This is a genomic window from Enterococcus sp. JM9B (genome assembly GCF_009933265.1).
GTDB classification, from domain to species: domain Bacteria; phylum Bacillota; class Bacilli; order Lactobacillales; family Enterococcaceae; genus Enterococcus_C; species Enterococcus_C songbeiensis.
Window position 1 is genome coordinate 25,189 of record NZ_MAEK01000010.1, and the last position, 25,166, is coordinate 50,354.

Annotated in this window: 28 protein-coding genes; 22 read left to right on the plus strand and 6 right to left on the minus strand. The window is 38.6% G+C overall.

What is annotated here, in order from left to right:
- Positions 1–61: 61 nt before the first annotated feature.
- The 4 genes from recX (at position 62) to BAU16_RS03235 (ending at position 3,759) form a co-directional block, all read left to right on the plus strand.
- Positions 62–859, plus strand: coding sequence for a recombination regulator RecX (gene recX, locus BAU16_RS03220; RefSeq protein WP_137605739.1), 798 nt, complete (start codon positions 62–64; stop codon positions 857–859).
- A complete protein-coding gene (gene mutY, locus BAU16_RS03225; protein ID WP_137605738.1) occupies positions 852–2,006 on the plus strand; it encodes an A/G-specific adenine glycosylase in 1,155 nt (384 codons plus the stop codon). The genes recX and mutY overlap by 8 nt, the downstream gene beginning before the upstream one ends.
- Positions 2,007–2,097: 91 nt before the next feature.
- Positions 2,098–2,631, plus strand: a complete 534-nt coding sequence (gene ntdP, locus BAU16_RS03230; protein WP_048603072.1) for a nucleoside tri-diphosphate phosphatase — start codon at positions 2,098–2,100, stop codon at positions 2,629–2,631.
- A gap of 138 nt (positions 2,632–2,769) precedes the next feature.
- A complete protein-coding gene (locus BAU16_RS03235; protein WP_161526413.1) occupies positions 2,770–3,759 on the plus strand; it encodes an N-acetylmuramoyl-L-alanine amidase in 990 nt (329 codons plus the stop codon).
- Between the two features lie 38 nt (positions 3,760–3,797).
- Here BAU16_RS03235 and BAU16_RS03240 read toward each other — a convergent pair whose 3' ends face one another.
- Complete coding sequence (locus tag BAU16_RS03240; protein ID WP_048603070.1) at positions 3,798–4,229, minus strand: GNAT family N-acetyltransferase; 432 nt, start codon at positions 4,227–4,229, stop codon at positions 3,798–3,800.
- A 126-nt stretch (positions 4,230–4,355) separates the two neighbouring features.
- Here BAU16_RS03240 and BAU16_RS03245 point away from each other — a divergent pair, with 126 nt between their 5' ends.
- The 6 genes from BAU16_RS03245 to BAU16_RS03270 all read left to right on the plus strand — a co-directional run bounded on the left by BAU16_RS03245 (position 4,356) and on the right by BAU16_RS03270 (position 9,662).
- Positions 4,356–5,489 (plus strand): AI-2E family transporter, encoded by a 1,134-nt coding sequence (locus tag BAU16_RS03245; protein ID WP_048603159.1) that lies wholly within the window; start codon positions 4,356–4,358, stop codon positions 5,487–5,489.
- A 103-nt stretch (positions 5,490–5,592) separates the two neighbouring features.
- Positions 5,593–6,966, plus strand: a complete 1,374-nt coding sequence (locus tag BAU16_RS03250) for a hemolysin family protein (RefSeq protein WP_048603069.1) — start codon at positions 5,593–5,595, stop codon at positions 6,964–6,966.
- 193 nt (positions 6,967–7,159) lie between these two features.
- Entirely contained in the window at positions 7,160–8,737 is a 1,578-nt protein-coding gene (locus tag BAU16_RS03255) for a peptide chain release factor 3 (RefSeq protein ID WP_161526414.1), read from the plus strand.
- A gap of 162 nt (positions 8,738–8,899) precedes the next feature.
- On the plus strand, positions 8,900–9,139 hold the full coding sequence (locus tag BAU16_RS03260) for a hypothetical protein (protein WP_048603067.1): 240 nt from the start codon (positions 8,900–8,902) through the stop codon (positions 9,137–9,139).
- A gap of 18 nt (positions 9,140–9,157) precedes the next feature.
- Positions 9,158–9,400, plus strand: coding sequence for a hypothetical protein (locus BAU16_RS03265; RefSeq protein WP_048603066.1), 243 nt, complete (start codon positions 9,158–9,160; stop codon positions 9,398–9,400).
- A 16-nt stretch (positions 9,401–9,416) separates the two neighbouring features.
- Positions 9,417–9,662 (plus strand): hypothetical protein, encoded by a 246-nt coding sequence (locus tag BAU16_RS03270; RefSeq protein ID WP_048603065.1) that lies wholly within the window; start codon positions 9,417–9,419, stop codon positions 9,660–9,662.
- Positions 9,663–9,806: 144 nt separating this feature from the next.
- Here BAU16_RS03270 and BAU16_RS03275 read toward each other — a convergent pair whose 3' ends face one another.
- From BAU16_RS03275 to BAU16_RS03290, 4 genes are all read right to left on the minus strand, one after another.
- Positions 9,807–10,343 (minus strand): ClbS/DfsB family four-helix bundle protein, encoded by a 537-nt coding sequence (locus tag BAU16_RS03275; protein ID WP_048603064.1) that lies wholly within the window; start codon positions 10,341–10,343, stop codon positions 9,807–9,809.
- Positions 10,344–10,446: 103 nt separating this feature from the next.
- Positions 10,447–10,794 carry a hypothetical protein gene (locus tag BAU16_RS03280; protein ID WP_048603063.1) on the minus strand — a complete coding sequence of 116 codons (348 nt, stop codon included), beginning with the start codon at positions 10,792–10,794 and terminating at the stop codon, positions 10,447–10,449.
- A gap of 262 nt (positions 10,795–11,056) precedes the next feature.
- Complete coding sequence (locus tag BAU16_RS03285) at positions 11,057–11,380, minus strand: DUF1827 family protein (protein WP_048603062.1); 324 nt, start codon at positions 11,378–11,380, stop codon at positions 11,057–11,059.
- Between the two features lie 189 nt (positions 11,381–11,569).
- Entirely contained in the window at positions 11,570–13,807 is a 2,238-nt protein-coding gene (locus BAU16_RS03290) for an ATP-dependent Clp protease ATP-binding subunit (RefSeq protein ID WP_202621232.1), read from the minus strand.
- Between the two features lie 244 nt (positions 13,808–14,051).
- Between BAU16_RS03290 and BAU16_RS03295 the strand changes: the two genes are divergently transcribed.
- From BAU16_RS03295 to BAU16_RS03325, 7 genes are all read left to right on the plus strand, one after another.
- Positions 14,052–14,243: a hypothetical protein gene (locus BAU16_RS03295; protein WP_048603059.1), complete on the plus strand. Its 192-nt coding sequence runs from the start codon at positions 14,052–14,054 to the stop codon at positions 14,241–14,243.
- Positions 14,244–14,409: 166 nt separating this feature from the next.
- A complete protein-coding gene (locus tag BAU16_RS03300) occupies positions 14,410–14,676 on the plus strand; it encodes a phosphocarrier protein HPr (RefSeq protein WP_048603058.1) in 267 nt (88 codons plus the stop codon).
- A complete protein-coding gene (gene ptsP / locus BAU16_RS03305) occupies positions 14,676–16,403 on the plus strand; it encodes a phosphoenolpyruvate--protein phosphotransferase (protein WP_137605904.1) in 1,728 nt (575 codons plus the stop codon). The genes BAU16_RS03300 and ptsP overlap by 1 nt, the downstream gene beginning before the upstream one ends.
- Positions 16,404–16,887: 484 nt before the next feature.
- The gene (locus BAU16_RS03310) at positions 16,888–17,907 is read left to right on the plus strand and encodes a glycosyltransferase family 4 protein (protein ID WP_048603055.1); all 1,020 of its coding nucleotides are present in this window, start codon (positions 16,888–16,890) and stop codon (positions 17,905–17,907) included.
- Positions 17,908–17,922: 15 nt separating this feature from the next.
- A complete protein-coding gene (locus BAU16_RS03315; protein ID WP_137605903.1) occupies positions 17,923–19,155 on the plus strand; it encodes a glycosyltransferase family 4 protein in 1,233 nt (410 codons plus the stop codon).
- 72 nt (positions 19,156–19,227) lie between these two features.
- The gene (locus tag BAU16_RS03320; RefSeq protein WP_048603053.1) at positions 19,228–20,091 is read left to right on the plus strand and encodes an NAD(P)-dependent oxidoreductase; all 864 of its coding nucleotides are present in this window, start codon (positions 19,228–19,230) and stop codon (positions 20,089–20,091) included.
- A 97-nt stretch (positions 20,092–20,188) separates the two neighbouring features.
- Positions 20,189–20,419: a YkuJ family protein gene (locus BAU16_RS03325; RefSeq protein WP_048603052.1), complete on the plus strand. Its 231-nt coding sequence runs from the start codon at positions 20,189–20,191 to the stop codon at positions 20,417–20,419.
- Positions 20,420–20,508: 89 nt separating this feature from the next.
- Here BAU16_RS03325 and BAU16_RS03330 read toward each other — a convergent pair whose 3' ends face one another.
- Positions 20,509–21,429, minus strand: a complete 921-nt coding sequence (locus BAU16_RS03330) for a GIY-YIG nuclease family protein (RefSeq protein WP_137605902.1) — start codon at positions 21,427–21,429, stop codon at positions 20,509–20,511.
- A 261-nt stretch (positions 21,430–21,690) separates the two neighbouring features.
- Between BAU16_RS03330 and fabT the strand changes: the two genes are divergently transcribed.
- The 5 genes from fabT to fabG all read left to right on the plus strand — a co-directional run bounded on the left by fabT (position 21,691) and on the right by fabG (position 25,161).
- Positions 21,691–22,131, plus strand: coding sequence for a fatty acid biosynthesis transcriptional regulator FabT (gene fabT, locus BAU16_RS03335; RefSeq protein WP_048603050.1), 441 nt, complete (start codon positions 21,691–21,693; stop codon positions 22,129–22,131).
- Positions 22,128–23,099 (plus strand): beta-ketoacyl-ACP synthase III, encoded by a 972-nt coding sequence (locus BAU16_RS03340; RefSeq protein WP_048603049.1) that lies wholly within the window; start codon positions 22,128–22,130, stop codon positions 23,097–23,099. The genes fabT and BAU16_RS03340 overlap by 4 nt, the downstream gene beginning before the upstream one ends.
- A 54-nt stretch (positions 23,100–23,153) precedes the next feature.
- Complete coding sequence (locus BAU16_RS03345) at positions 23,154–23,378, plus strand: acyl carrier protein (protein ID WP_048603048.1); 225 nt, start codon at positions 23,154–23,156, stop codon at positions 23,376–23,378.
- A 115-nt stretch (positions 23,379–23,493) separates the two neighbouring features.
- Positions 23,494–24,414 (plus strand): ACP S-malonyltransferase, encoded by a 921-nt coding sequence (gene fabD, locus BAU16_RS03350; RefSeq protein WP_137605901.1) that lies wholly within the window; start codon positions 23,494–23,496, stop codon positions 24,412–24,414.
- Between the two features lie 9 nt (positions 24,415–24,423).
- Entirely contained in the window at positions 24,424–25,161 is a 738-nt protein-coding gene (gene fabG, locus BAU16_RS03355; protein ID WP_048603046.1) for a 3-oxoacyl-[acyl-carrier-protein] reductase, read from the plus strand.
- The last annotated feature ends 5 nt before the right edge of the window (positions 25,162–25,166 follow it).

A 25,166-nucleotide genomic window follows, 5' to 3' on the forward strand; every position in this document is an offset into this window, starting at 1 on the left:
AATTGTCGGAGAAAGTTCTTTTTTGTGGTAAACTAGAATATATGTTCGTAAGGAGGACACTATGATCACGATCGTACGAATCAGTAAAGGTAAAGGAAATTTTTATAAAGTAGAGTTTTCAAACGGAGAAGCATTGCGGGTTTCGGAAGATTTATTGGTTCGCTACCGTTTATTAAAGGGAATGGAGCTTTCAGAAGAAGAATTTCAAAAGGTCAAAAAGAGTACTGGATATGATTTGGGCCTACAATTGGCGATGAACTATATTAGTTATCAGTTACGTTCAGAAAAAGAAGTTCGAAGTTATCTTAAAGAAAAAGAAATTGAAGCGCATGACCGTGATACAATCCTTCAACGATTAAAAGAATTAAAGGTTGTTGATGATCGGGTCTATGGGGAGAGTTATGTTCGTACGCAGATGCGTACTTCGGATAAAGGCCCCACTGTTGTTAAGCAGCAATTACGATTAAAGGGGCTGTCTGAGGATTTGATTGAAGAAGTTCTTCATTTGTACACCTTTGATCAGCAACTAGAGGTAGCTAAGCATGTGGCTGAAAAAAGTTTACGGCGAATTCATGGAAAGAGTCACAAAGAAACGATCCAAAAAATTCGTACTGCATTAATGCAAAAAGGTTTTTCTGGCGACAGTATCTCTCTTACAATGGAGGATTTAGCGTTAGAAAAGGAATCGGATGAAGAATATGATGCCCTTGTAAAAGAAGGAGAACGGCTATGGCGACGGCACCAACGTAAAGCGCAACGTGAGCGGGAAAATAAGGTCAAACAAGGCCTGTTTCAAAAAGGGTTTCAGCTAGATGAAATCCAGCGATTTTTAGAAGAAAAAGGATTAGAAGATGACTAAGAAAACGGAACTATCCGCAGCTGAAATCAGTCAGCTGCGACAAGAATTTTTGACATGGTATCATGATAAAAAACGAAATCTTCCTTGGCGGGCGACAACGGATCCTTATGCTATCTGGATATCGGAGATTATGCTTCAGCAAACCCGTGTGGATACGGTAATCGATTATTATTATCGTTTCATGGAATTATTTCCTACTATTCAGGATTTAGCAGAGGCTGAGGAACAAAAACTTTTAAAAGTCTGGGAAGGACTGGGCTATTATTCACGGGCACGAAATTTAAAAATTGCTGCCCAACAGATTGTTGAATTATATGATGGAAAAATGCCGACGACCATTGATGAGATTCGTACATTGAAGGGAATTGGACCGTACACAGCCGGTGCGATTGCCAGCATTGCCTTTGGGTTACCGGAACCGGCAATCGACGGTAATGTGATGCGGGTGGTCAGTCGTTTATTTGAAATCGATGCGGATATCGCAAAGGCCAGCAGTCGTCATTTCTTTGAGGATGCTATGAGAAAAATCATTGATCCTGATGAACCGGGAGAATTCAATCAAGCCTTGATGGATTTAGGCTCGAGCATCTGTACACCAACGTCTCCTGATTGCGCTGCATGTCCGTTGAAGGATTTTTGTTTGGCTTACCAAGAGAATCGTCAAACTGATTTTCCAGTTAAAACCAAAAAGGCTAAGCCTAAGGATGTTTATTATATTGCGACGGCCCTAGAAAATCCTACTGGAAAATATTTATTGCAACAACGACCAGCAACCGGTCTATTGGCTTCCATGTGGACTTTTCCGATGATGGAAGTGACGGAAAAAGAATACCGGCAGCTTGAAGCTACCTGGTCAAAAAAATCAATGAATCAACTTTCTCTTTTTGTGGCAGAAGATCAATTGTTACCGGATATTTTTGAAGAAGAGGTGGTTTGGCAAAAGCGGCATTTAGGCGAAATTACACATATTTTTAGTCATTTAAAATGGCATGTCTTACTGTTTTATGGGCGAACAGGAAAAAAGGAAGTCAATGAAAATCAGCGTTTTGCTGCAATGAGCGACTTTGAGAAATACGTTTTTCCTAAGCCACAGCAAAAATTAGTAGAACAATTGAAGAAAAATCATTTATCAGATAAAGATTTCTAGGCAAACCATTGATTTATTGCTATAATGTTTACGATGTCGGTGTAATGAACACCCAAACAAATGCAGTGTGTCTGCTGAGGGAAGGGTAGCTATGCGAATTCCTAAAGAAGGAGAGTTTGTTTCCATACAAAGTTACAAACATGATGGCAATTTGCATCGAACGTGGCGCGATACAATGGTATTGAAAACTAGTGAATACTCAATGATTGGTGTGAATGATCACACGTTAGTGACTGAATCCGATGGTCGTCGTTGGGTAACACGCGAACCAGCAATTGTTTATTTTCATAAAAAATACTGGTTTAATGTAATAGCAATGATTAGAGAAAAGGGGGTTTCCTATTATTGCAATCTAGCTTCACCTTATTTGATGGATGAAGAAGCCTTGAAATATATCGATTATGATTTGGATATCAAGGTCTTTCCAGATGGTGAAAAACGTTTATTGGATGTGGATGAGTATGAGCTTCACAGTAAAATCATGCATTATCCGGATGATATTGACTATGTATTAAAAGAAAATGTCAAAATTCTAGTAGACTGGATCAATAATGGCAAAGGACCATTCTCAGAAGGCTATATTGATATTTGGTATAACCGCTACAAGCAATTGTCACGTAAATAAAAAACAGCAGATCTTTAAGGTCTGCTGTTTTTTATTGCTTTTTTCTCATAATTAACTTTGAAAGTGAAATAGTTTGTTTAAGACAAAGTTAAGGTAGTTAAGGTACAATAAATGTATTAAGGAAAAGCAGGTTGGTATATGGAAGAACATAAAAATAATAAGAAAAAATATTATTTATTCATTATTTTTTTACTTTTAGTGGCTGTAGTCTTTAGTTTGGGATGGCAAAAAATAGAAGCACCGACTACTGACTCCAGTGTTTATGAAACGAACACCAGTGAATCTGTTACGGAGATTCCTGAAGAAAAGGTGACTGAAAATTTGGTTCAAGTATATGTTGCGCCAGAATTATACGACACGACGACGGTTACGGAAAATGATTTTGTTCCATTACAGGAGGAACCTAACAGTCAAAGCAACGTCTTGGAAAAAATCCATCGTGGTGAATGGACCAATTATTTAGGAACCGAGGGAGATAGGATCTATATTCAGACGAATAAGGGAAATAAAGGGTATATCCCGAAAGAGAACAGCAAAGAAAAAGAAGTGACTCGTACAGAAAGTAAAGAATTAACAGTAGTACTGGATGCTGGTCATGGTGGTTCCGATACGGGAGCGACTAGCTCAGATGGCGTATTGAATGAAAAAGATTTGACACTTAAAACTGTACAAACAGTGGGAAAAGTTTTAGAAGCTGCCGGAATTAACGTGGTTTATACACGTACAAAAGATACGTACCTTGAATTAACAGATATCACTCAAATCAGTTTGGAAAAAAATGCTGACTTATTTCTGAGTCTTCATTATGATAACTATGATTATGCAAATGTGATGTCTGGTTTTACGACCTACTATTATTATGAAAAAATGAAATCTTTTGCGGAAACAATCAATCAAGAATTGGCAAAACAGATTGATTTGACAAATAATGGGATTCGTCAAGGAAATTATCTGGTGATTCGTGAATCCTATGTTCCCAGTTTGTTGCTGGAACTCGGCTATATGAATTCTGATCAGGATCTGGCTCAAATCAATACCGAGGAATACCGGGAAAAAGTTGCGGCAGCGATTCTTTCTGGTGTTGAAAAATTTGGACAGAACTATTTTCCATTTGGAATGGGAGAATAGAAAAATGAGAAAAACTATTTGCGGTTTTTCTCATTTTTTTATAGGTTTTTTTTCATTGCGATATGCTCCATACCTGCATCAAGAAAAACTTCCCCATATTTGTGATACCCCATTTTTTCATAGAAGGGCTCTGCGGGCAGTTGTGCCCCCAATTGAATCATAGAAAATCCCTGTTGCTTAGCAAATTTTTCTGCTTCTGTGATCACCTGCTTGCCTAAATTTTTTTTACGGGCATCTTTGCGAACGGCCATGCGTTGCAGTTTCAAGGTTGTTTCATTTAGCGGCAATAAACGGACGGTTGCTAACGCCTGACCTTCCTCATAAAGCACGAAATGGATTGCATAGGCTTCATCTTTATCGATTTCTCTTTCTAATGGTACGCCTTGTTCTTTTACAAAGACTTGATGACGAATTTTAACAGCATCAAGATAAATTTGACTCATGGTATCTTTTGTTTGGACAACGGTCACTCCACTCACCTCGATAGTAGTATACCCAAAGTTTAACAATCTGCAAAATAACTTGTCTAAATCGAGAGAAAAAGAAGCTGTTTTTTGCAAGTTAGGTTATAATATGAAAATGAGGGAGGGATGGCCTTGTTTGATAAATTAAAAAATTCAAAATTAATGTTTTGGTCGCTTGAGTTGCTGATTTTAGCGACGTTGGTTTTTGTTTCAACAAAAATAAATTTTTTGTTTCAACCAATTGGTACATTTTTTAGAACCTTGTTTGTACCGATTCTGGTGGGGGGATTTCTCTACTATGTCTTAAATCCGATTGTCAACTTCTTGATAAAGTATACGAAAATAAAGCGGATTTTTGCCATTATCCTCGTTTTTATTTTGTTGGTTGGGGTTATCGTCTGGATGATTTTAAGTGTGATTCCAAATTTGGTAAGTCAAATTTCTTCCTTGGCATCAAATATCCCAAATTTTGTGGAAAACATGCAGACTTGGGGTATGAAGCTCGCAGATAATCCAATTTTCAGTCAGATAAATATCGTAGAACAAATCGAAAAAATGGATATTTCTTATTCATCCATCATTCAAAAATTCTTGAGTGGTCTTTCAACAAGTTTAGGTTCAATCGTAGGAACGATTGCATCTGCGACGGTAACGATTGTGACGGTACCGTTTATTCTTTTCTATATGTTAAAAGATGGAGATCGTTTAGTACCGAATATTCAACGGTTCTTTCCTGAAACACGTCGGGCACAAATCGTTGACTTATTGGGTCAACTGCACCAAACGCTGTCTAATTATATCAGCGGTCAAGCAATTGAATGTGTTTTTGTCGGCACCTTCACGTTTATCGGATATTTGATTGTCGGTGTTGATTATGCCTTTCTGTTCGGTGTGATTGCGGGAATCACGAATCTGATTCCTTATCTTGGTCCTTACTTAGGATTATTGCCTGCGGTACTGGCAACCGTCTTTGATGATCCATTAAGAGCTGTTTTGTGTGCGGTGGTTGTAATCATTGTTCAACAAATCGACGGGAATGTGATATATCCAAATGTTATCGGCAAATCTTTGGCAATTCATCCGTTGACAATCATCTTAGTCTTATTGGTAGCAGGGAATATTGCTGGATTGTTGGGAATATTCTTAGGAATTCCTTTTTATGCGATTTGCCGTACGATTATTATTTTTATCATTCGATTGGTAAAAGCAGACCGTATCAAAGAAAATCATGACAAAATCACTGATAGCAGTGATTTACAGCTATAGGGTTTTTATTGCAAAGAAAATCGCTTTGTGATACGATTTTAGCGTGGCACTTGCCACGCTTTTTTTCTAGAAAATTGTTTAAAAATAAGGAGAGATTGCTATTATGAATGCTGACCCGGAGAGTCAGTCGCTTTTAGCGCAAATTTTACTACTAATTGTTCTTACGTTGATCAATGCCTTTCTTGCAGCATCGGAGATATCACTGATTTCCGTTAACAAAAATCGGGTGGAGCAAAAAGCCGAAGAAGGAAATATCAAGTCACAAAAACTACTGAAGATATTAGAAGATCCAACCAATTTTCTTTCAACTATTCAGGTAGGAATTACATTGGTAACTATTTTGTCAGGGGCTTCATTAGCAGATACATTGGCGACACGCTTGGCGCCGGTATTAGGAGATATCCCTGGGGCAAAAAATATTGCTAGTATCATCGTTCTTGCGATATTGACCTATATTTCAATCGTTTTTGGCGAGCTATATCCGAAACGAATTGCATTGAATAAATCAGAAGAAGTTGCCTCGTTTACTTCAGGCGTCATTCGTTTTCTGGGAAAAGTCACAAAACCGTTCGTTTGGTTGCTTTCAGCTTCAACAAGTTTGTTAGCACGAATCACGCCAATGGAATTTGATGACGAAGATGGAAAAATGACCCGTGACGAGATGCGTTATATGTTGGAAACAGAAGGCGTACTGAAAGATGAAGAACGGGAAATGCTTCAAGGCGTTTTTTCATTAGACACAAAAGTTGCTAGAGAAGTGATGGTTCCGCGAACGGATGCATTTATGGTGGATATTGATGATTCTGTGAACGAAATCGTCTCAGAAATTTTAGCTGAGAGTTATTCACGAATTCCTGTTTATGAAGAAGATAAAGATAAAGTAATCGGGGTGCTGCACACGAAAAACTTGTTAAAGGCAGCCTATGAAGTTGGGTTTGAAGCATTGGATCTGCATAAGATTTTGCAAGAGCCGCTTTTCATGCCGGAAACTGTTTTTATCGATGATTTGCTTTATGAACTGAAGCGTACTCAAAACCAAATGGCGATTTTGCTGGACGAATACGGTGGCGTTGTCGGTGTCGTGACTTTAGAGGACTTGTTGGAAGAAATTGTTGGCGAGATTGATGATGAATCCGATGAAGTTGAAAATCTTTATGAACGAATTGATGAAAATGAATATATGATCCAAGGTCGTATGCTGATTGATGAATTCAATGAACTTTTTGGAACAAATCTGCATATGAGCGATGTGGATACAATGGCAGGATATTTGATCACTGCGTTAGGAACGATTCCTGATGAAGGAGAAAAATTATCCTTCAACGTAGATAATGTCACTTTAATTTCTGAAGAAATGGAAGGTTCACGAGTTCTTAAAATTCGAGCAATCTTTCATCCAGAGGAAACCGACGTAGATCCAGAGGAAGAACGCCGGCATTTTCGTAAAGATTTTGAAGAAGATGAACCCCGCAGATGAAAGAAAGTTTACAGAAGACTAAATAGGTAAAATGGAGGAGCGAGCCACTTGGTCTTGCTCCTTTTATTCGGAAAAAATAGTAGGAGAAAGAAAACAGTTTTGGAAATCCCCTGCTATCCATGCTATACTATCCTAGTTGAAAAAATGCGACGCAGGAATGATAGATAAAGATCAGTGAAAAGGAATGAAAAAAATGGACAATCCTAAATTAAAAGAACAAGTCGATAGTCGCCGCACCTTTGCGATTATTTCCCACCCGGATGCGGGGAAAACGACAATTACGGAACAATTGCTTTTATTTGGCGGAGCGATTCGTCAAGCTGGAACGGTCAAAGGAAAAAAGACCGGGAATTTTGCAAAATCTGACTGGATGGAAATTGAAAAACAACGGGGGATTTCTGTAACCAGCTCGGTGATGCAATTTGATTACAATGGAAAACGCGTCAATATTCTGGATACTCCAGGACATGAGGACTTTTCAGAAGATACCTATCGTACGCTGATGGCTGTGGATAGTGCTGTGATGGTGATTGACAGCGCCAAAGGGATCGAAGCCCAAACAAAAAAATTATTTCAAGTTGTAAAAAAACGCGGAATCCCGATTTTTACTTTTATCAATAAACTGGATCGTGACGGTCGTGAACCTTTAGATTTATTGGAAGAATTAGAAGAATTGCTGAATATCGAATCCTATCCGATGAATTGGCCAATCGGTATGGGAAAAGGATTAGCCGGTCTCTATGATATCCATAATCAGCGGGTAGAATTGTACCGACCAGAAACTCCTGAAAAGCGGTTTGTTCCTCTGGATGAAGCAGGAGCGATTCCTGAAGATCATCCCTTGCAACAAAGTGGCGTTTTCCAACAGGTATTGGAAGAAGTTGAGTTGTTGAAGGAAGCAGGAGATGAATTCAATCCAGAAAAAGTTGCAACAGGAAAACAAACACCGGTTTTCTTTGGCTCTGCATTGACTAATTTTGGTGTACAAACTTTCTTGGAAACCTTCTTGCAATTTGCGCCATCTCCATACGGGCATCAAACGATGGATGGCGAAGAAATCAGTCCTTATGAAGCTGATTTTTCAGGTTTTGTTTTTAAAATCCAAGCCAATATGAATCCAGCTCACCGAGATCGGATCGCTTTTGTTCGTATTTGTTCAGGAACATTTGAACGGGGAATGGATGTCTTTTTAGAACGAACAGATAAAAAAATGAAGTTAAGCAACGTGACGCAATTTATGGCAGACACACGAGAAAATATCGAAGAAGCGGTTGCCGGTGATATCATTGGGGTTTACGATACAGGAAACTATCAAATCGGGGATACTCTCTACGAAGGCAAATTGAAGGTCGCGTATGAAGAATTACCGTCGTTTACACCGGAATTATTTATGCGGGTCTCTGCAAAAAATGTGATGAAGCAAAAATCCTTCCACAAAGGAATCTACCAACTGGTGCAAGAAGGCGCCATTCAGCTGTATAAAACTTACTTGACGGAAGAATACATCATTGGGGCAGTCGGACAATTGCAGTTTGAAGTCTTCCAATATCGGATGAAAAATGAATACAACGCTGAAGTAATCATGACACCAATGGGGCATAAAATCGCTCGCTGGATCGATCCAGCCGATTTGGATGAACGCATGAGCTCTAGCCGGAATATTCTGGCGAAGGATCGCTTTGACCAACCACTGTTCTTGTTTGAAAATCAATTTGCGGAACGCTGGTTTGCGGATAAGTATCCAAAAGTTAAGTTAAAGAGTTTGATGTAAAAAATGAAATGTCAAAATTAGTATGAGGTGTTTTAAGTGCGAAGAGGTCCTTTCCTATCTGAAAATGGTGGGAAGGGGCTTTTTTTGACGATGCAATGATTGATAGCCTTTTTAAAGGAAATAGGATATAATGATGTAAAAAAATAAGCTAAGGGAACTATAATGGAAAACGAAAAAAAAAATACCACTATCAGCATTTTGATTTTTATTAGCTTTGCGGGACTCTTTTTGATTCAAAAATTTCAACATATGGATTTGACGCTGGTGTTTATAGCTATTTTAATGGTTAATGCTTTTTATTATACAATTAGGGCGTATCAGGAAAAATCAGTTCTTCGTTTATTTTTGTTTGGAATCTCGGCATTTGTTTCAGCCTATATTCTATGGACAAGTATTTTTTAGGAGTAGGGGGCGTCAAATTTGGAAAAAACAAAGAAACAATGGATTTCAAACGGAGTTTTTATCTTTAGCTTTATATCGATTTTGGTTGTTCAAGAGTCTAAAAATATGGACCTTAGTTGGATTTTTACCGGAATTTTTTCTGTTTATTTTTTTTATCAAACATTGAAAGCTCAAAAAGAAGAATCGATGTTTCGTCTGGTTGGATTTGCCATTCTAAGTTTGTCATTTGCTTATTTAACGTTTGAAGAAAAGGTGCTTTAGAAATGGAGGGATTGGAGTGAAAAGGACGAAAATAGATAACGGTGTAATGATTTTATTTGCTTTTATCGTGGGATTGATTATAATTGTCGAGTATTTTACAGAATTAAACCTGGACACTATGTTTCCTGGGAGTTTTGCTTTATTCTTTCTTTATTTTTCAGTAAGAGCCTATCAGGAAAAACAATTTTCAAGACTAATAATATGGGGATCATTAGCAATTCTTTTTTCTTATTTAGTTGTTACTAGTTTAGCTTATAAATAAAAAAATAAATGGATGGTGAAATTTTTTATTTTTAATTTGGATAGTCTCGGGAGAAAACAAATAAAAGGGCTTTAAAAAAGAGCTTTTGGACTGAAAAGGATGAAGAGAGATAATCATCAGTTTAAGCTCTGTATTTAAAAAAGATTATGCCGTCAAAGACTTCTTATATTTTTTGATTTTTTTACTTGCCCAATTGTAATGACTTGAAGTGGCCGATACAAAATAACTACCTAAAGTGCTGCCGCCAACCCATTTGAAGGCTCCTTTAGAAAATAATTCGTCCTCTGAGAAAGTTTCTATCTGGTTCATTACCTGTGAATGGCTGTCTGTCAGTAAGTTTAGAGAATCTTCATAGGAGGTTTCCTGATGATTTTCCCAAAATACCTGATTCATTGCTCCATAAGTTTTCCAGTTATAGCCTTCTTTTAAAAACTGCATTTCTACACCTTTCTGGTTCGCAGATACCCAGTCTATAAGTAATTTATGCCACTCATACAGATGAACGAGTACATCTCGAATATTTTTGTCTCTTTTCCAGTGGGCTCCTTTTTCTTTTTCAATATCAAAACGAAATACACCGTCTACATCTTTTTCTGGAATAGAATTGATTAGTGCGAGTAATTTCTCGTATTCTTCAGTTCCTGTTTGGATTAGCTCCGCTTTTGTTTTTGGTCTTGCCATAGGTATGTCCTCCCGTTTTTATTTTTATTATAACGTAGATGGATTATACTTCTAGCAATCATCCTCATTTTGAGTGAAGTATCTATCAGGAAGAAGGGTACACCTATTTCTTCCTACTCATCCATATTAGAACCATTCTCACCAACAAAGCCAGTCCGACGGAAAGTAAGAGAGACAAAAATAAATATGCTGTGCCGTAGTAAAAAGTATTGCTGAAGATGTGTTTGCCTAATGGAGGAATAAGCAAGAAAAAGAGTATACCAAAAGCAACACTAATCAGCCAAAAACCCAATCCATTTGTTTGCCAACTTTTTGGATTAAAGGAAAGTAAAGAATTTCCTTTTTGAATTGGATTGCTGCCTTGTGTTCCGTTCGTGTTGATACGATTGTATTCGCTGGAACGAATGGTGGATTTTTCCGCAAACTTTTTTTGTCCCTCTAAACGATTCATGTTGTTCCTCTCCCAATCTAAAAAATTTAATAAATCAGTTAAAAAAACATGCTCAATGTAAAAAAACACTTCAATAAAAAAGTTCTCTATGCTAAACTTAGCATAGATTCTTCCCTAAACAGGAGCAAGGTTTCAGCGAAGAAAAGAGGGGAAACGTGCTTTTAGTCAGGCGTTTCTTCTTGTTTTCTTTAAAGGCAACTTTTTAGAGAATAGGGTATAAAAAAAGCTGATCTTTAAATCAGCTTTTAGACGAATGGACAAATTACAGACTGGCAGTTTTTTCGGTGAGCACTGGTTTTTTAATAGAAATTTCAACCAAGCCGGGCATCTCGATGACTTGAATCGAATCTTTATAATAAGAGCCGGTGGGCATTTTTTTCAAGAAATACTCCTTTACTTCATGGATTTCTGAAGAACGCAGATTACGCTTTTTGTTAATTAAAAGAATTTCATTATGTGATGGGGCAACGGTGTACACAACGGTAGTATTTCCATCGGTATAAACTTTAACTAACTCAGCATCTGTATTTTCAAGTTGGTTTTTGACCATGCGAGAATGGCTGTTGGTTACATTGATTAATTTCATTTTTTTCACCCCTCGTAGTGTACCTTTGATTAAGTCTATTATATATTTTTTTTTGAGAAATTGGAAAGGGATAATCCTTATTCTGAAAAAAAACATCAAAAAAACAGTAGAATAGTTTCCTATTTATACATCCTTCTATTTTAAGTAAAAAAAGGCAAGCACTTGATGAAAAGTGGCTTGCCTTTTTACTTATTCTTTTGTTTCTGGTTCCGTAGTTTTTTCTTTAGGAACGTTTTTAGCAACTACTTCGATTTTGCCATCCTTGGTCAATTTTGCTTTTAAGTTTTTGATTTTTGGATGATCCAAATAGTATTCCGCTACACCATCTTCGATTTGTTCTTGAATCGTTCGGCGAAGAGGGCGGGCACCCATTGCTGGATTGTAACCTAAGTCAACTAATTTTTCTTGAACAGTTTTTGGTACATCAATATGGATTCCTTGAGCACTCAACATTTTGTTTACATCGTTAAGCATCAAATTGACAATCGTCAACAAGTCTTCTTTTGAAAGTGTCTTGAATTCCACGATGCCATCGAAACGGTTCAAGAATTCTGGTGTGAAGTAATTATTTAATTGTCCTAAAACGGATCGAGTAATTCCTTCACGGGCTGCTCCGAAGCCAACATTGGCTTCCACTTTTCCGGTACCGGCATTACTTGTCATAATAATCAAGGTATCTTTAAAGCTGACAGTGCGACCTTGTGCATCCGTCAAACGACCGTCATCCAAAATTTGCAGGAACATATGCAATACATCTGGGTGAGCTTTTTCGATTTCATCTAATAAAATCAAACTGTAAGGATTACGACGAACTTTTTCGGTCAATTGTCCAGCTTCTTCATAACCAACATAGCCAGGAGGAGAACCAATCAATTTAGAAACACTGTGTTTTTCCATATATTCAGACATATCGAAACGAATCATGGATTCTTCTGAGCCGAATAATTCATATGCCAATTGTTTGGCCAATTCTGTTTTTCCGACGCCAGTCGGTCCGACAAATAAGAAGGAACCGATTGGTCGAGTTTGTTTCCCAAGTCCTACACGATTTCGACGAATGGCTTTTGCCACACGATCGATCGCATCTTCTTGTCCAATGACATGAGCTTTTAGGTCAGTAGCCAAATTTTTCAATTGTGTTTGTTCTTTTTCTTTCAGCTCACCGACTGGAATACCCGTTCGAGCTTCTACTATTTGTTCCATGTCTTTTTCGGTGATGACTGGTATTTCTTCGTCACTGATTTGTTTTTCTTTCATTTTTTGAAGTTTGTTGATTTGGTCGCGATAATACGCGGCTTTTTCAAAATCTTCTTCTTGTGAGGCTTGTTGTTTTTGGGTTTGGGCATCGGCTAATTTCTTTTCGATAACTTTTGGATCGATCATTTGAATCGTCAAATTCTTTTTCGAGCCGGTTTCATCCAACAAGTCAATGGCCTTATCCGGCAAGAAACGATCTTGAACATACCGATTAGATAAAACAGCAGCAGCTTCGATTGCTTCATCCGTATATTTAACATGGTGATAGTCTTCATAACGAGGTTGCAATCCTTTTAAGATTGTGATGGTTTCTTCTACAGAAGGTTCCTCCACACGAACGGGTTGAAGCCGACGTTCTAGGGCTGCATCTTTTTCAATAATTCGATATTCGTTTAACGTTGTAGCACCTACCATTTGCAATTCGCCACGAGCTAAAGCAGGTTTTAAAATATTTCCTGCATCCATATTTCCGTCGCCGGCAGAACCAGCACCAACGATTTCGTGTACTTCATCAATAAATAGGATAACATTTTTTGCCTGTTTGACTTCTTCAATCAATTTTTGAACCCGTTCTTCAAATTGCCCACGGATACCTGTTCCTTGAACAAGTGAGGCGACATCTAAACGAATCACTTCTTTGTCCATTAATTTTTGTGGGACATCACCATTGACAATCTTTTGAGCGAAACCTTCAACAACTGCCGTTTTACCGACACCGGGTTCGCCAATCAAAACGGGATTGTTTTTGGTTCTGCGGTTAAGGATCTCAATCACTCGTTGAATTTCTTCATCCCGTCCAACGACTGGATCAATGTCTCCTTGACGAGCTTGTTCTGTAATGTTGATTCCATATTCTCCCAGCAGTCCATTGGCTTGCCGATTTCCTTGTGGAGGTTGTCCACCGTTAAAGTTATTGCCACCGCCGAATTGAGTGGGGGGTGTTTGTTCGGGAGCACCGTTTTGTTGCATTTGCCGAGACATTTGTCGGAACAAATCATCAAGACTGCCAAACCCGAATGGATCTTGTTGCATCATATTTTGTTGGCTTCCTTTTTGATTTTTTAATTTTTGATAACAGCTTTGACAATAATCAAGCTGTTTTCTCTGACCATTTACATTTGCGTATAAATGGATCGTTGCTTCATTTTTGCCGCAATTTTGACAAAGCATAGAATAGTCACGACCTTTCATACCGTTTTTACTACGAATTAATTTTAACGCGAATCCTGCGTTTCGTAAAAAGATAAACTCAATAGAAGATCAAAAAATGGAAATACTTTCACTGACCATCTTTGACCTTTGATTTTTATTATACCAAGTTTTGCTTAAGATGCAACTATTTGCTCTTTGACAATTGTCGAAAAATGAAAAACAAGTATACTATATAAATAGTGACAGGTGAGGAGGTGCGTCAATGGTTGAAAATCCATATGAAGGCCAGTTGCAGCAGCTTCGCAGCGGCGACCTTTCAGAAATTATCGTTGAGCAAGCAGAATTTTTAATTTTTCGAGAAGCATGGTTAAAATGCGAAGACCGTACCGCTTTTGTCGGGGAAGCCGGCTTAAATGGCAGGATTATTTACCGTTATCAGAAAAATCAAGGCTAGACCAATGAATAAACAATGTAAATTGGTAGAAAACGGTTGTAAGATTGGCAAAAAAATGGTAATCTTTACAATTGAAAGGGAATTTTTTAGATGTCTTTTTTTACGTTGTAGAAAGCAGAAAAAACCCTAACAAAAAACTTTGTTTAATAAAGGAGATCAATCAATTATGGAAAAGAAAGACTTTCATGTAGTAGCAGAAACTGGAATCCACGCACGTCCAGCTACCTTATTAGTTCAAACAGCTAGCAAATTCAACTCTGATATCAACCTTGAATACAAAGGCAAATCAGTGAACCTAAAATCAATCATGGGCGTTATGTCTTTAGGCGTTGGCCAAGGATCAGACGTTACCATCACTGCTGAAGGTGCTGACGAAGCTGACGCAATGGCAGCAATCGTTGACACAATGAAGAAAGAAGGATTATCTGAATAATGGTTGAAATGCTAAAAGGGATCGCCGCAAGTGACGGAGTTGCCGTTGCAAAAGCTTACCTGCTAGTTCAACCGGATTTATCCTTCAATAAAGTTTCAGTAGAAGATACTGACGCTGAGGAAAAACGATTAGACGACGCTTTGGCAAAGTCTACCGATGAATTGACTCAAATTCGGGAAAAAGCAGCGCAAAGTCTCGGTGAAGAAGAAGCGCAAGTATTTGATGCCCATTTGATGGTTCTTAGTGATCCAGAAATGGTTGGTCAAATCAAGCAAAACGTGAAAGATAACAAAGTCAATGCTGAATCAGCATTGAAAGATGTTACCGACATGTATATCGGTATGTTCGAAGCGATGGATGACAATGCTTACATGCAAGAACGCGCAGCAGATATTCGTGACGTTGCAAAACGGATCTTGGCGAATTTGTTAGGAGTTTCTCTACCAAATCCTTCAATGATCAACGAACAAGTTGTTGTCGTGGCGCATGACTTGACTCCAAGTGATACGGCACAATTAGACCGTAACTTTGTTAAAGCATTCGTAACGGATATCGGCGGACGTACTTCGCACTCTGCGATTATGGCTCGTTCTTTAGAAATTCCTGCAATCGTGGGAACAAAAGAAATTACTGCCAAAGTCAAAGCTGGCGATATTTTAGCTGTGAATGGGATCGAAGGGGACGTTATCATTGACCCTACTGAAGATCAAAAAGCAGAATTTATTAAAATTGGTGAAGACTATGCTGCTCAAAAAGCAGAATGGGAAAAACTAAAAAATTCAAAAACAGTCACTGCTGATGGCAAACATTTTGAATTAGCTGCTAATATTGGTACGCCAAAAGATTTAGAAGGCGTACGTAATAACGGCGCAGAAGCAATCGGTTTGTATCGTACAGAATTCTTATACATGGATTCTGCTGATTTTCCTACTGAAGACGACCAATACAAAGCGTATAAAGCTGTATTGGAAGGCATGGGAGACAAACCTGTTGTTGTTCGTACGATGGATATCGGTGGGGATAAGGAGCTTCCTTATCTGCAATTGCCTCATGAAATGAATCCATTCTTGGGTTATCGTGCGTTGCGTATCAGTTTATCCGACTTAGGAGACGATATGTTCCGTACACAAATGCGTGCGTTGTTGCGTGCTTCTGCGCACGGCAATTTACGGATTATGTTCCCAATGGTGGCAACATTGAAAGAGTTCCGCGCTGCGAAAAAAATCTACAATGAAGAACGTCAAAAATTGATTAGCGAAGGTGTAACTGTTTCGGATACGATCCAAGTTGGGATTATGATCGAAATTCCTGCGGCTGCTGTTTTAGCAGATAAATTCGCAAAAGAAGTTGATTTCTTCAGTATTGGAACCAATGATTTGATTCAATACACAATGGCGGCTGACCGGATGAACGAACGCGTTTCGTACCTATACCAACCTTATAATCCTTCAATTTTACGTTTAATCAAAAATGTAATTGATGCAGCACATGCAGAAGGTAAATGGGCTGGAATGTGTGGCGAAATGGCAGGAGATCAAACAGCGGTACCATTGTTAGTAGGAATGGGCTTAGATGAATTTTCAATGAGTGCGACTTCAGTCTTGAAGACTCGTAGCTTGATGAAACGTTTGACAACTACTGATATGCAAGAGCTTGCTGATCGTGCGTTGAAAGAATGTGACACACTTGAAGAAGTTGTTGCTTTAGTTGAACAATACGTAAAATAGATTTTTCAAAAAGAGGAAGAGCACTTTGTAAATTCGCAAAGTTGCTCTTCTTTTTGTTTTTTTAAAGGGCACCCAATCTATCAAATTTGTAAGGTGTTTTCCAGCAAATCTAGGTCTATAGTTGGAGATACATTTGCCCTTGCTGTGCTATAATGTTTGTAACGCCAGATGGAAAAGCTTGTTTTTACCGTTTTCAGTATTTCAATGAAATGCTGGTATGACATGACGACTGGTTGAAATTTTGAAAAAAATGTCAATCGGAAAAAGAACAAGGATGTCAATTCCACTTATTTCAAGAATCCTAGTGGAATGATATACGGTGTGAAAATCGGAAGAAATTTTGAAAAAAATTTCAACCAGAAAAAGAACAAGGATGTCAGTTCCACTTATTTCAAGAATCCTAGTGGAATGATATACGGCGTGAAAATCGGAAGAAATTTTGAAAAAAATTTCAACCAGAAAAAGAACAAGGAGGATATTCTCTTTGAAGGTATTACTTTATTTCGAAGGAGAAAAGATGCTTGAAAAATCAGGGATTGGTCGAGCATTATCCCACCAAAAGCGAGCATTAAGTGAGGTTGGGGTGGAATATACCTGTGACCCTCATGATGAAGATTATGATATTTTGCACATCAACACATACGGTGTCAATAGTTATAATATGGTAAGCAAAGCTCGTCGTGCAGGTAAAAAAGTTATTTACCATGCCCATTCAACCGAAGAGGATTTTCGAAACTCTTTCATCGGTTCCAATCAAGTATCACCTATTTATAAAAAATATTTAGTCAGCTTATATTCAAAAGCCGATCAATTGATTACACCAACACCCTATTCCAAAGAATTACTGGAAGGATACGGGTTGACCGTGCCAATTGCTGCGATTTCAAACGGTATTGATTTAGAAAAATATGCACCTGATCCAGAGAAAGAACAAAAATTCCGCGAATATTTTCATTTATCACCAGAGCAAAAAGTTATTATTTCAGTGGGCTTGTTCTTTGAGCGAAAAGGAATCGTTGATTTTGTCGAGTTAGCCAAACAATTTCCTGAGTACCTTTTCATCTGGTTTGGTCATGTGCCAATGTACACGATTCCGAAAAATATTCGAAATATCGTAAAGGAAGATCATCCTGATAACGTTCTTTTCCCTGGTTATATTCAGGGAGAGATTATCCAAGGCGCATATTCTGGTGCAGATCTCTTTTTCTTTCCTTCCTATGAAGAAACGGAAGGTATCGTGGTTTTAGAAGCACTGGCAAGTAAGCAGAAGGTTTTAGTTCGGGATATTCCCGTCTACAAAGGCTGGCTGCAAAATGAACAAAACTGTTACATGGCAAAAGATAATCAGGAATTTGCTAATCGAATTGAAGAAATCGTTGAACAGAAAGTACCGGATCTTTCTTTGGCAGGGTATGAAACAGCTAAAGGTAAGAGTATTCGAAAAATCGGTGAGGAATTGAAAGCTGTTTATGAACAGGTTTTGGAAAATGAAACTGTTATGTAGTTTGGAGGAAGTAAAGTGAAAATTGGATTTTTTACGGATACCTATTTTCCGCAGGTCAGTGGTGTTGCGACATCGATCAAAACATTGAAGGATGAACTGGAGCATAAAGGGCATGAAGTATATATTTTTACAACAACTGACCCGAATGCGAAGGAAATGGAAGAAGATATTATCCGAATGCCAAGTGTACCGTTTGTTTCGTTCAAGGATCGACGAATCGTTGTTCGTGGCATGTGGTATGCCTATCTTATCGCTAAGGAATTAGAACTGGACTTGATTCATACCCACACAGAATTTGGTGCAGGAATGTTGGGAAAAATGGTTGGAAAAAAATTGAAGATTCCTGTGATCCATACCTACCACACCATGTACGAAGATTATTTGCATTATGTAGCAAAAGGCAAAGTATTGCGCCCTTCCCATGTAAAATATTTCTCTCGGATTTTTGCCAACCACACAACAGGTGTCGTCTGCCCAAGTGAACGGGTGATTGATACGTTGCGTTCATATGGTGTGACCTCGCCAATGCGGGTGATTCCCACCGGCATTGAAATTGAAAAATTTGAACGTCCTGATATTACGGAAGACATGCGGAAAACTGTCCGAGAACATTTGGGAATTGCTCAAGACCAACTGATGATTTTATCTTTAAGCCGAATTTCTTATGAAAAAAATATTCAAGCTATTATTCATGGCTTTCCAGAAGTCATTCGTCAGTTACCGCAAGCCCGTTTAGTTGTAGTTGGGAAAGGTCCTTATTTAGAAAAATTACGGGAATTGGTTGAAACATTGGGATTAAGTGAAGTGGTTCAATTTACCGGAGAAGTACCGAATGAAGAAACTGCCTTGTTTTATCATGCGGCAGATTACTTTGTCAGCACATCTACGTCGGAAACACAAGGTCTGACCTATACAGAGGCGATGGCAGCGGGAACGCCTCTTGTCGTGGAAGGTAACGATTATTTGAACAATCTGATCGATGATCCTTCGCTGGGTATGACCTTTGTTTCAGAGGAAGACTTTGCGGATTCTTTGATCGATTATATCAATCAAAAAATTCCCGGCAACGATCAAGTGCTGGAAACAAAACTTTACGAAATTTCGGCTACTCATTTTGGTGAATCGATGCTTGATTTTTATAACGACATGATTGCCTATTATCATTCCCGTGAATTGGAGAAGGAAACGGAGCCTTCAATCCAAAAAATCAAGGTTAAACTTCGTGCTTTTAGAAAGTCATCGATGTAAACATTCTGCGACACATCTTCACACTTTTAGCGTATACTAAGAGTGTGAATTTTTTTGATTGGAGGAATGGATATGAAGATTGGTTTTATTGGAACGGGCGTCATGGGGCATGCGATCGTTGAACATTTGCTGGCAGCCGGCCATGAATTAGCAGTATTTAATCGAACAAAAAGCAAGACGGATGATTTGGTTGCAAAAGGTGCAGTATGGAAAGATACACCGAAAGAAATTGCAGCAGCAAGCGACTTTGTTTTTTCCATGGTAGGTTATCCAAAAGATGTGGAAGAAATTTATTATGGTGAAAAAGGTATTTTTCAAACAGATGTTGCGGGAAAAGTTCTGGTGGATCTTACTACCAGCACTCCGACTTTAGCAGAAAGAATTGCAAAGACCGCAATTGAAAACGGAGCAGAAAGCTTGGATGCGCCAGTTTCGGGTGGAGATCTGGGCGCTAAAAATGCGACGTTGACAATTATGGTAGGGGGTAGCTCGGAAACGTTTGAAAAAGTATTGCCTCTTTTTGAAGTAATCGGAAAAACCTATAGTCTGCATGGAGGTCCCGGTAAAGGACAGCACACTAAAATGGCAAATCAAATCATGATTGCCGGTACTATGACAGGAATGACAGAAATGTTGGTTTATGCGAAAAATGCCGGTCTGGATTTACCTAAAGTCATCGATACTTTAGCCGGCGGCAGTGCAGCCAATTGGTCTATGAGCAATTATGGTCCTCGCATTTTAAAAGCAGATTATTCTCCCGGATTTTTTGTTAAACATTTTATCAAAGATTTAAAAATTGCATTGGATGAGGCGAAGAAAATGAAGTTGGAACTGCCAAGTACCAAATTGGCAACGAAACTCTATGAAGAGCTTGCAGACAAGGGCTTTGAAAATGACGGAACCCAAGCGCTGATTAAACTATGGTGGAACGATTAGAAAATTTAAAAAAATCATGTTTTTTTTCCAAAAAACAATGCAAGCATAGGTCTGTTTTGATACAATGTAACAGAAATGGAGAAAGGGAGGCTTTCGGATGAAAAGTTCACAATTAGTTGCCATCATCAAACGCCTTGAAGCGATGACAGAAGCAACCGACAATGAGGTACAAGTGCGCCGTTTTGAAAAAGAAGGCGTTGAGAAGTGTACAGTGACATACGATAAAGCAACAGAAACCTTTGAATTGACTGAGGCAGATACACATCAAAGCTATCAATTTGATAACATTGATATCGTTGCAATGGAGATTTACGACCTGATTCAATAGTGTCACCAATCTGCATTTATTCAACTAGAAAAACCGAGATTTTCAGAATCCAACAGATACCTGTTTGGCGCTGAAAATGTCGGTTTTTTTTATTCATTAATTAGGATCGCTTGGTTGTGAGGTTCGATAAAGCGGCGATAATAGCTGATCAAAATATCGGTGGGATCGACTTCGGATTTTTCTAATTGTTTCTTCTCTTTAGTAATTGGCGGAAACGTTGGTGGTTCAGTTGCAATGATTGCTTGATCGATTCGACCATAAGAGATTTGATAATATTTTCTTTTTTCCGCAGCAATCGGCAAGGAAAATTCAATTTGTGGTTGCTTTAAAAATTGATTTCTCCGTAGCAAAGAGTCATAAAAACGTTGGCTCTGATTGGCTTCCTCCTGCAATCGTTGCGCCTGTTCAAAATTCAGATGTTCACTGGCATGCAGCATCCGCTGGTGAAGCAGATGAAAGTAACTCGTTGGTTCGCCAGTAAAAAAATGTTTCACCTCTGTTAGCCGTTCGCTCAATGGAGTGTCAGTGATTTGAGGAATTTGTTTTTCTACCGCCAAACGAGTGAGGGGATTAGTTTTTGGCAACAGAAAAGTATCGTTCAAGCTGACGAGGATATCCGGCAGATGTTTGTATTGGCGGAATGGTCCCAAAAAATTCGGCTGATACTCTGTTGAAAGAAGGATCTCATGACCGACAATTCCAACATAAAGATAATTTTGATAAAAGTTCATTTGGCGATTATAGAGAGGATGGTATTGTTGGATGTATCGACATTCCAATAACAGTGCATCAAGCTCAGTCGCTACATCAATCGTTTCAAAAGAAGCAATATTATAAATCATCCGCAAAACCTTATTGGAATGATTTGGGTTGTGTCGAAAATAGGACTGTACCCGTTTTTTTAGATTTTTTGCTTTTCCAACATAAATGATTCCGCCGTGCTGATCTTTCATCAAATAAATTCCCGGCGTTGTCGGCAATGCCGCTGCTTGTTGTTTTAGATTTTTCATAGGAAGAAGATAACAGAAAAAAGGAAAAAGAACAAGGAAAGCTCCGTCTTTTTTTTACGAATAATGTTTTGAATATCAAACTAATTTTCTAGGAAACGATTGAGGAAACAAAAATTTTTTCAATTAAAAATCCATGATTATTCTTGAAAATTAATGTGATATTGCAAAAAATTCTAAAAAGGACTTGCAATTTGTAAAAACATATAATATATTTTGATAGTCAAATGATTTGATAATCAAAGTATTTTGGATGGTGAAACCGTGGAACCTAATTTAGAAACAGTCAACGATTATTTAGTAAGTGTCTTCAATGATATTCTTACGATCGAAGAATCAGAATTACAAAAATCACAATTTAATGATTTATCCATTACGGAGATGCACACGATCGAAGCAATTGGAATGTATAAGAAGAAAACGACCTCGGAAGTAGCCAAGGAATTATCCATTACTGTGGGAACGCTGACGACAGCAATTAATCGTTTGGTAAAAAAAGGATACGTTGATCGGATTCGCAGTGAAGATGATCGCCGAGTGGTAAAGCTGGGACTAACGAAAAAAGGAAAGCTGCTTTTTCGGGTTCATCAGTATTTTCATCGACAAATGATCAAAGGAGTATTGCAGGATATGAGTAGTGAGGAAGAAGCAGCACTTTTAAAAGCGCTAAAAAATCTGCATGATTTCTTGCAGGAATACAAATGAGCGAGGTAAAGAAGTGTTACGGAAAAATTACTGCCACCGCAAGCTATGTTCCAGAAAAAATCATTTCCAACCAGCAGCTTTCAGAAATCATGGATACATCGGATGAATGGATTTTTTCCCGAACTGGTATCAAAGAGCGACATGTAGTCACTACAGAAAATACGTCAGATCTTTGTACCGAGGTAGCAAAAAGAATTTTAAGAAAAGCCGATTGCTTGCCGGAAGAGCTTGATTTTATTTTAGTTGCTACCATGACTCCAGATTTTGCTACACCATCTGTTGCCTGTCAGGTTCAAGGAAATATTCAAGCCGTCAATGCCTTTGCTTTTGATATCAGTGCCGCTTGTTCTGGTTTCGTTTATGCGATGGCAATGGCAGAAAAATTGATTCGCACCGGTGGAAAAAAAGGACTGGTAATCGGGGGCGAGGTTTTATCAAAAGTTTTAGATTGGCAGGATCGATCAACAGCGGTGCTATTTGGTGACGCTGCTGCCGGAATCTTATTGGAAGCAACAGAGCAACCAAGGATTTTGCAGGAAAAATTACAAGCAGATGGTCAAAAAGCCGATTGCCTGACTTCAGGTTTTGTAGCTAACGAAAGTCCTTATTCAGAAAAAAAAGCTTCTTCGCCTTATCTTACAATGATTGGCAGAGAAATCTTTGATTTTGCAACTCGGACCGTTGTGGCACAAATTGCAGACGTGATTGGAGAAAGAGAGATTGATTATTTCTTGCTCCATCAAGCGAATGCCCGAATTTTAGACAAGGTTGCCAGAAAACTAAAACAACCTCGTGAAAAATTTTTGCAAAATATGGAAAAATACGGCAACACTTCAGCAGCAAGTATTCCTTTATTGTTGGATGAAGCTGTGACAAATGGCACTTTGATTATAGGTAGTAAACAAACAGTGGTGTTTTCAGGTTTTGGTGGCGGTCTGACATACGGAGCCATCCTTCTAAAGCTTTAGAGACCTGTTTACAATAAAAATGACGAATAATTAATTATTGGAGGAACTATACACATGATATTTGAAAAAATTCAAGAAATCGTAGCAGAAGAACTAGGGAAAGAAACAGCAGAAATCAAATTGAACACCAACATCCAAGAAGATTTAGAAGCAGACAGCTTGGATTTGTTCCAAATCATCAACGAAATCGAAGATGAATTTGATGTAAAAATTGAAACAGAAGAAGGCATCACAACCGTAGAAGATTTAGTGAAATACGTAGAGAAACAACAAGCGTAAGGTGAGACTGGCTAGGCCCATAGCCTAGCTTTTCTTATAATGGGAAGAAGTCTTTCTTCCTATTATAAGGAAATCAGTTCGTTGATTTTCGTAAAGGTAGCTAAAGGAGAAGAATATGCAAACAGCTTTTTTATTTAGTGGGCAAGGAGCACAATATCCAGGGATGGGTAAAGAGCTTTATCAACAAGAAAAAATCGTTCGGCAGACTTTCTCACAAGCGAGTGAGGTTTTAGGCTATGACATGGCTGAATTATGTTTTGAAAGTGATCGAATCCACCAGACAGAATACACACAGCCGGCCATTTTGACGGTTAGCATTGCTTTTTGGCGGATCTTAAATGAAAAAGGATTCCAAGCAGATGCTGTAGCCGGTTTGAGTCTTGGAGAATATTCCGCTCTAGTTGCCAGTGGCGCACTGGATTTCGAAATAGCGGTTGACCTTGTCGCAAAACGAGGCAAGTTCATGACAAAAGCGGCACCTAAAGGAACAGGAAAAATGGTGGCAGTTTTGAATACGCCAATTGAAACGATTGAGGCAAGTTGCCAACAAGCAGCAAATGTAGGAATTGTTGTACCGGCAAACTATAATACACCGCAGCAAATTGTTATCGGTGGAGAAGTAGAAGCTGTTGACGCTGCTGTAAATTTTCTAAAAGAAGTCGGAGTTAAGCGGATGATTCCGTTAAACGTCAGTGGTCCATTTCATACCCCCTTGCTGAAGCCGGCAGCTGATGAGTTAAAAAAAGAGCTGGAAAGAATTCGTTTTTCTGCGATGCAGATTCCAGTAATTAGTAACACAACGGCAAAAGTGATGAAACAAGAAGAAATTAAGTCGTTGTTGGAACAGCAGGTTATGTCATCTGTTCGTTTTTATGAAAGTATTGAGACATTGAAGCAAATAGGAATTACCCAAACAGTAGAAATCGGTCCGGGAAAAGTACTGACTGGATTTATTAAAAAAATCGATCCTTCGATCAATCTATTGCGAGTTGAGGATAGTGAAACCTTGGCAGCGACGATTGCGCAGTTGGACTAGGAGGAAGTAATGGATATACAGGGAAAAAATATATTTGTGACCGGTAGTACCCGCGGCATTGGCTTAGGTATTGCGAAAGCTTTCGCACAAGCAGGTGGGAACATTATTTTAAATGGACGGGGAGATATTTCATCCGAGTTGATTCAAGAAATCGAAGCGTACGGCGTTCGTTGTATTGGTGTATCGGGAGACATTGCTGATTTTGATACTGCCGGTGAAATGATCGACAATGCGATTGAAGCGCTAGGACCGATCCATATCTTGATCAATAACGCTGGTATCACTAATGATAAGCTAGTGATGCGTATGACAGCAGAGGATTTTGAAAAGGTCATCCGTATCAATCTGACGGGGACCTTCAATATGACGCAACATGTCATCAAAAAGATGATGAAGCAACGAGAAGGAAGAATCATTAATATGGCTTCTGTTTCGGGCTTGATTGGAAATCTAGGGCAGGCAAATTATGCGGCAAGCAAAGCCGGCGTCGTTGGATTTACCAAATCAGTTGCCAGAGAGGCGGCAGCTAGAGGGATTACCTGCAACGCGATAGCTCCCGGGTTCATTGCTACGGATATGACAGAGGTTCTTTCTGCTAAAGTAAAAGAGCAGGTTGCAGAAAATATTCCGCTACAAAAATTCGGCGGTGTCGAGGATGTGGCAAACACGGCACTTTTCTTAGCCCGAAGCCCATATATTACCGGACAGGTCATCAATGTTGATGGCGGACTAGTCATGCACGGTTAACAGGA

Coding starts and splice junctions, on each gene's coding strand:
- recX (WP_137605739.1), top strand. CDS start 62: ATGATCACGATCGTACGAATCAGTAAAGGTAAAGGAAATTTTTATAAA.
- mutY (WP_137605738.1), top strand. CDS start 852: ATGACTAAGAAAACGGAACTATCCGCAGCTGAAATCAGTCAGCTGCGA.
- ntdP (WP_048603072.1), top strand. CDS start 2,098: ATGCGAATTCCTAAAGAAGGAGAGTTTGTTTCCATACAAAGTTACAAA.
- BAU16_RS03235 (WP_161526413.1), top strand. CDS start 2,770: ATGGAAGAACATAAAAATAATAAGAAAAAATATTATTTATTCATTATT.
- BAU16_RS03250 (WP_048603069.1), top strand. CDS start 5,593: ATGAATGCTGACCCGGAGAGTCAGTCGCTTTTAGCGCAAATTTTACTA.
- BAU16_RS03255 (WP_161526414.1), top strand. CDS start 7,160: ATGGACAATCCTAAATTAAAAGAACAAGTCGATAGTCGCCGCACCTTT.
- BAU16_RS03260 (WP_048603067.1), top strand. CDS start 8,900: ATGGAAAACGAAAAAAAAAATACCACTATCAGCATTTTGATTTTTATT.
- BAU16_RS03275 (WP_048603064.1), bottom strand. CDS start 10,343: ATGGCAAGACCAAAAACAAAAGCGGAGCTAATCCAAACAGGAACTGAA.
- BAU16_RS03280 (WP_048603063.1), bottom strand. CDS start 10,794: ATGAATCGTTTAGAGGGACAAAAAAAGTTTGCGGAAAAATCCACCATT.
- BAU16_RS03285 (WP_048603062.1), bottom strand. CDS start 11,380: ATGAAATTAATCAATGTAACCAACAGCCATTCTCGCATGGTCAAAAAC.
- BAU16_RS03290 (WP_202621232.1), bottom strand. CDS start 13,807: ATGCTTTGTCAAAATTGCGGCAAAAATGAAGCAACGATCCATTTATAC.
- BAU16_RS03295 (WP_048603059.1), top strand. CDS start 14,052: ATGGTTGAAAATCCATATGAAGGCCAGTTGCAGCAGCTTCGCAGCGGC.
- BAU16_RS03300 (WP_048603058.1), top strand. CDS start 14,410: ATGGAAAAGAAAGACTTTCATGTAGTAGCAGAAACTGGAATCCACGCA.
- ptsP (WP_137605904.1), top strand. CDS start 14,676: ATGGTTGAAATGCTAAAAGGGATCGCCGCAAGTGACGGAGTTGCCGTT.
- BAU16_RS03320 (WP_048603053.1), top strand. CDS start 19,228: ATGAAGATTGGTTTTATTGGAACGGGCGTCATGGGGCATGCGATCGTT.
- BAU16_RS03325 (WP_048603052.1), top strand. CDS start 20,189: ATGAAAAGTTCACAATTAGTTGCCATCATCAAACGCCTTGAAGCGATG.
- BAU16_RS03330 (WP_137605902.1), bottom strand. CDS start 21,429: ATGAAAAATCTAAAACAACAAGCAGCGGCATTGCCGACAACGCCGGGA.
- BAU16_RS03340 (WP_048603049.1), top strand. CDS start 22,128: ATGAGCGAGGTAAAGAAGTGTTACGGAAAAATTACTGCCACCGCAAGC.
- BAU16_RS03345 (WP_048603048.1), top strand. CDS start 23,154: ATGATATTTGAAAAAATTCAAGAAATCGTAGCAGAAGAACTAGGGAAA.
- fabD (WP_137605901.1), top strand. CDS start 23,494: ATGCAAACAGCTTTTTTATTTAGTGGGCAAGGAGCACAATATCCAGGG.
- fabG (WP_048603046.1), top strand. CDS start 24,424: ATGGATATACAGGGAAAAAATATATTTGTGACCGGTAGTACCCGCGGC.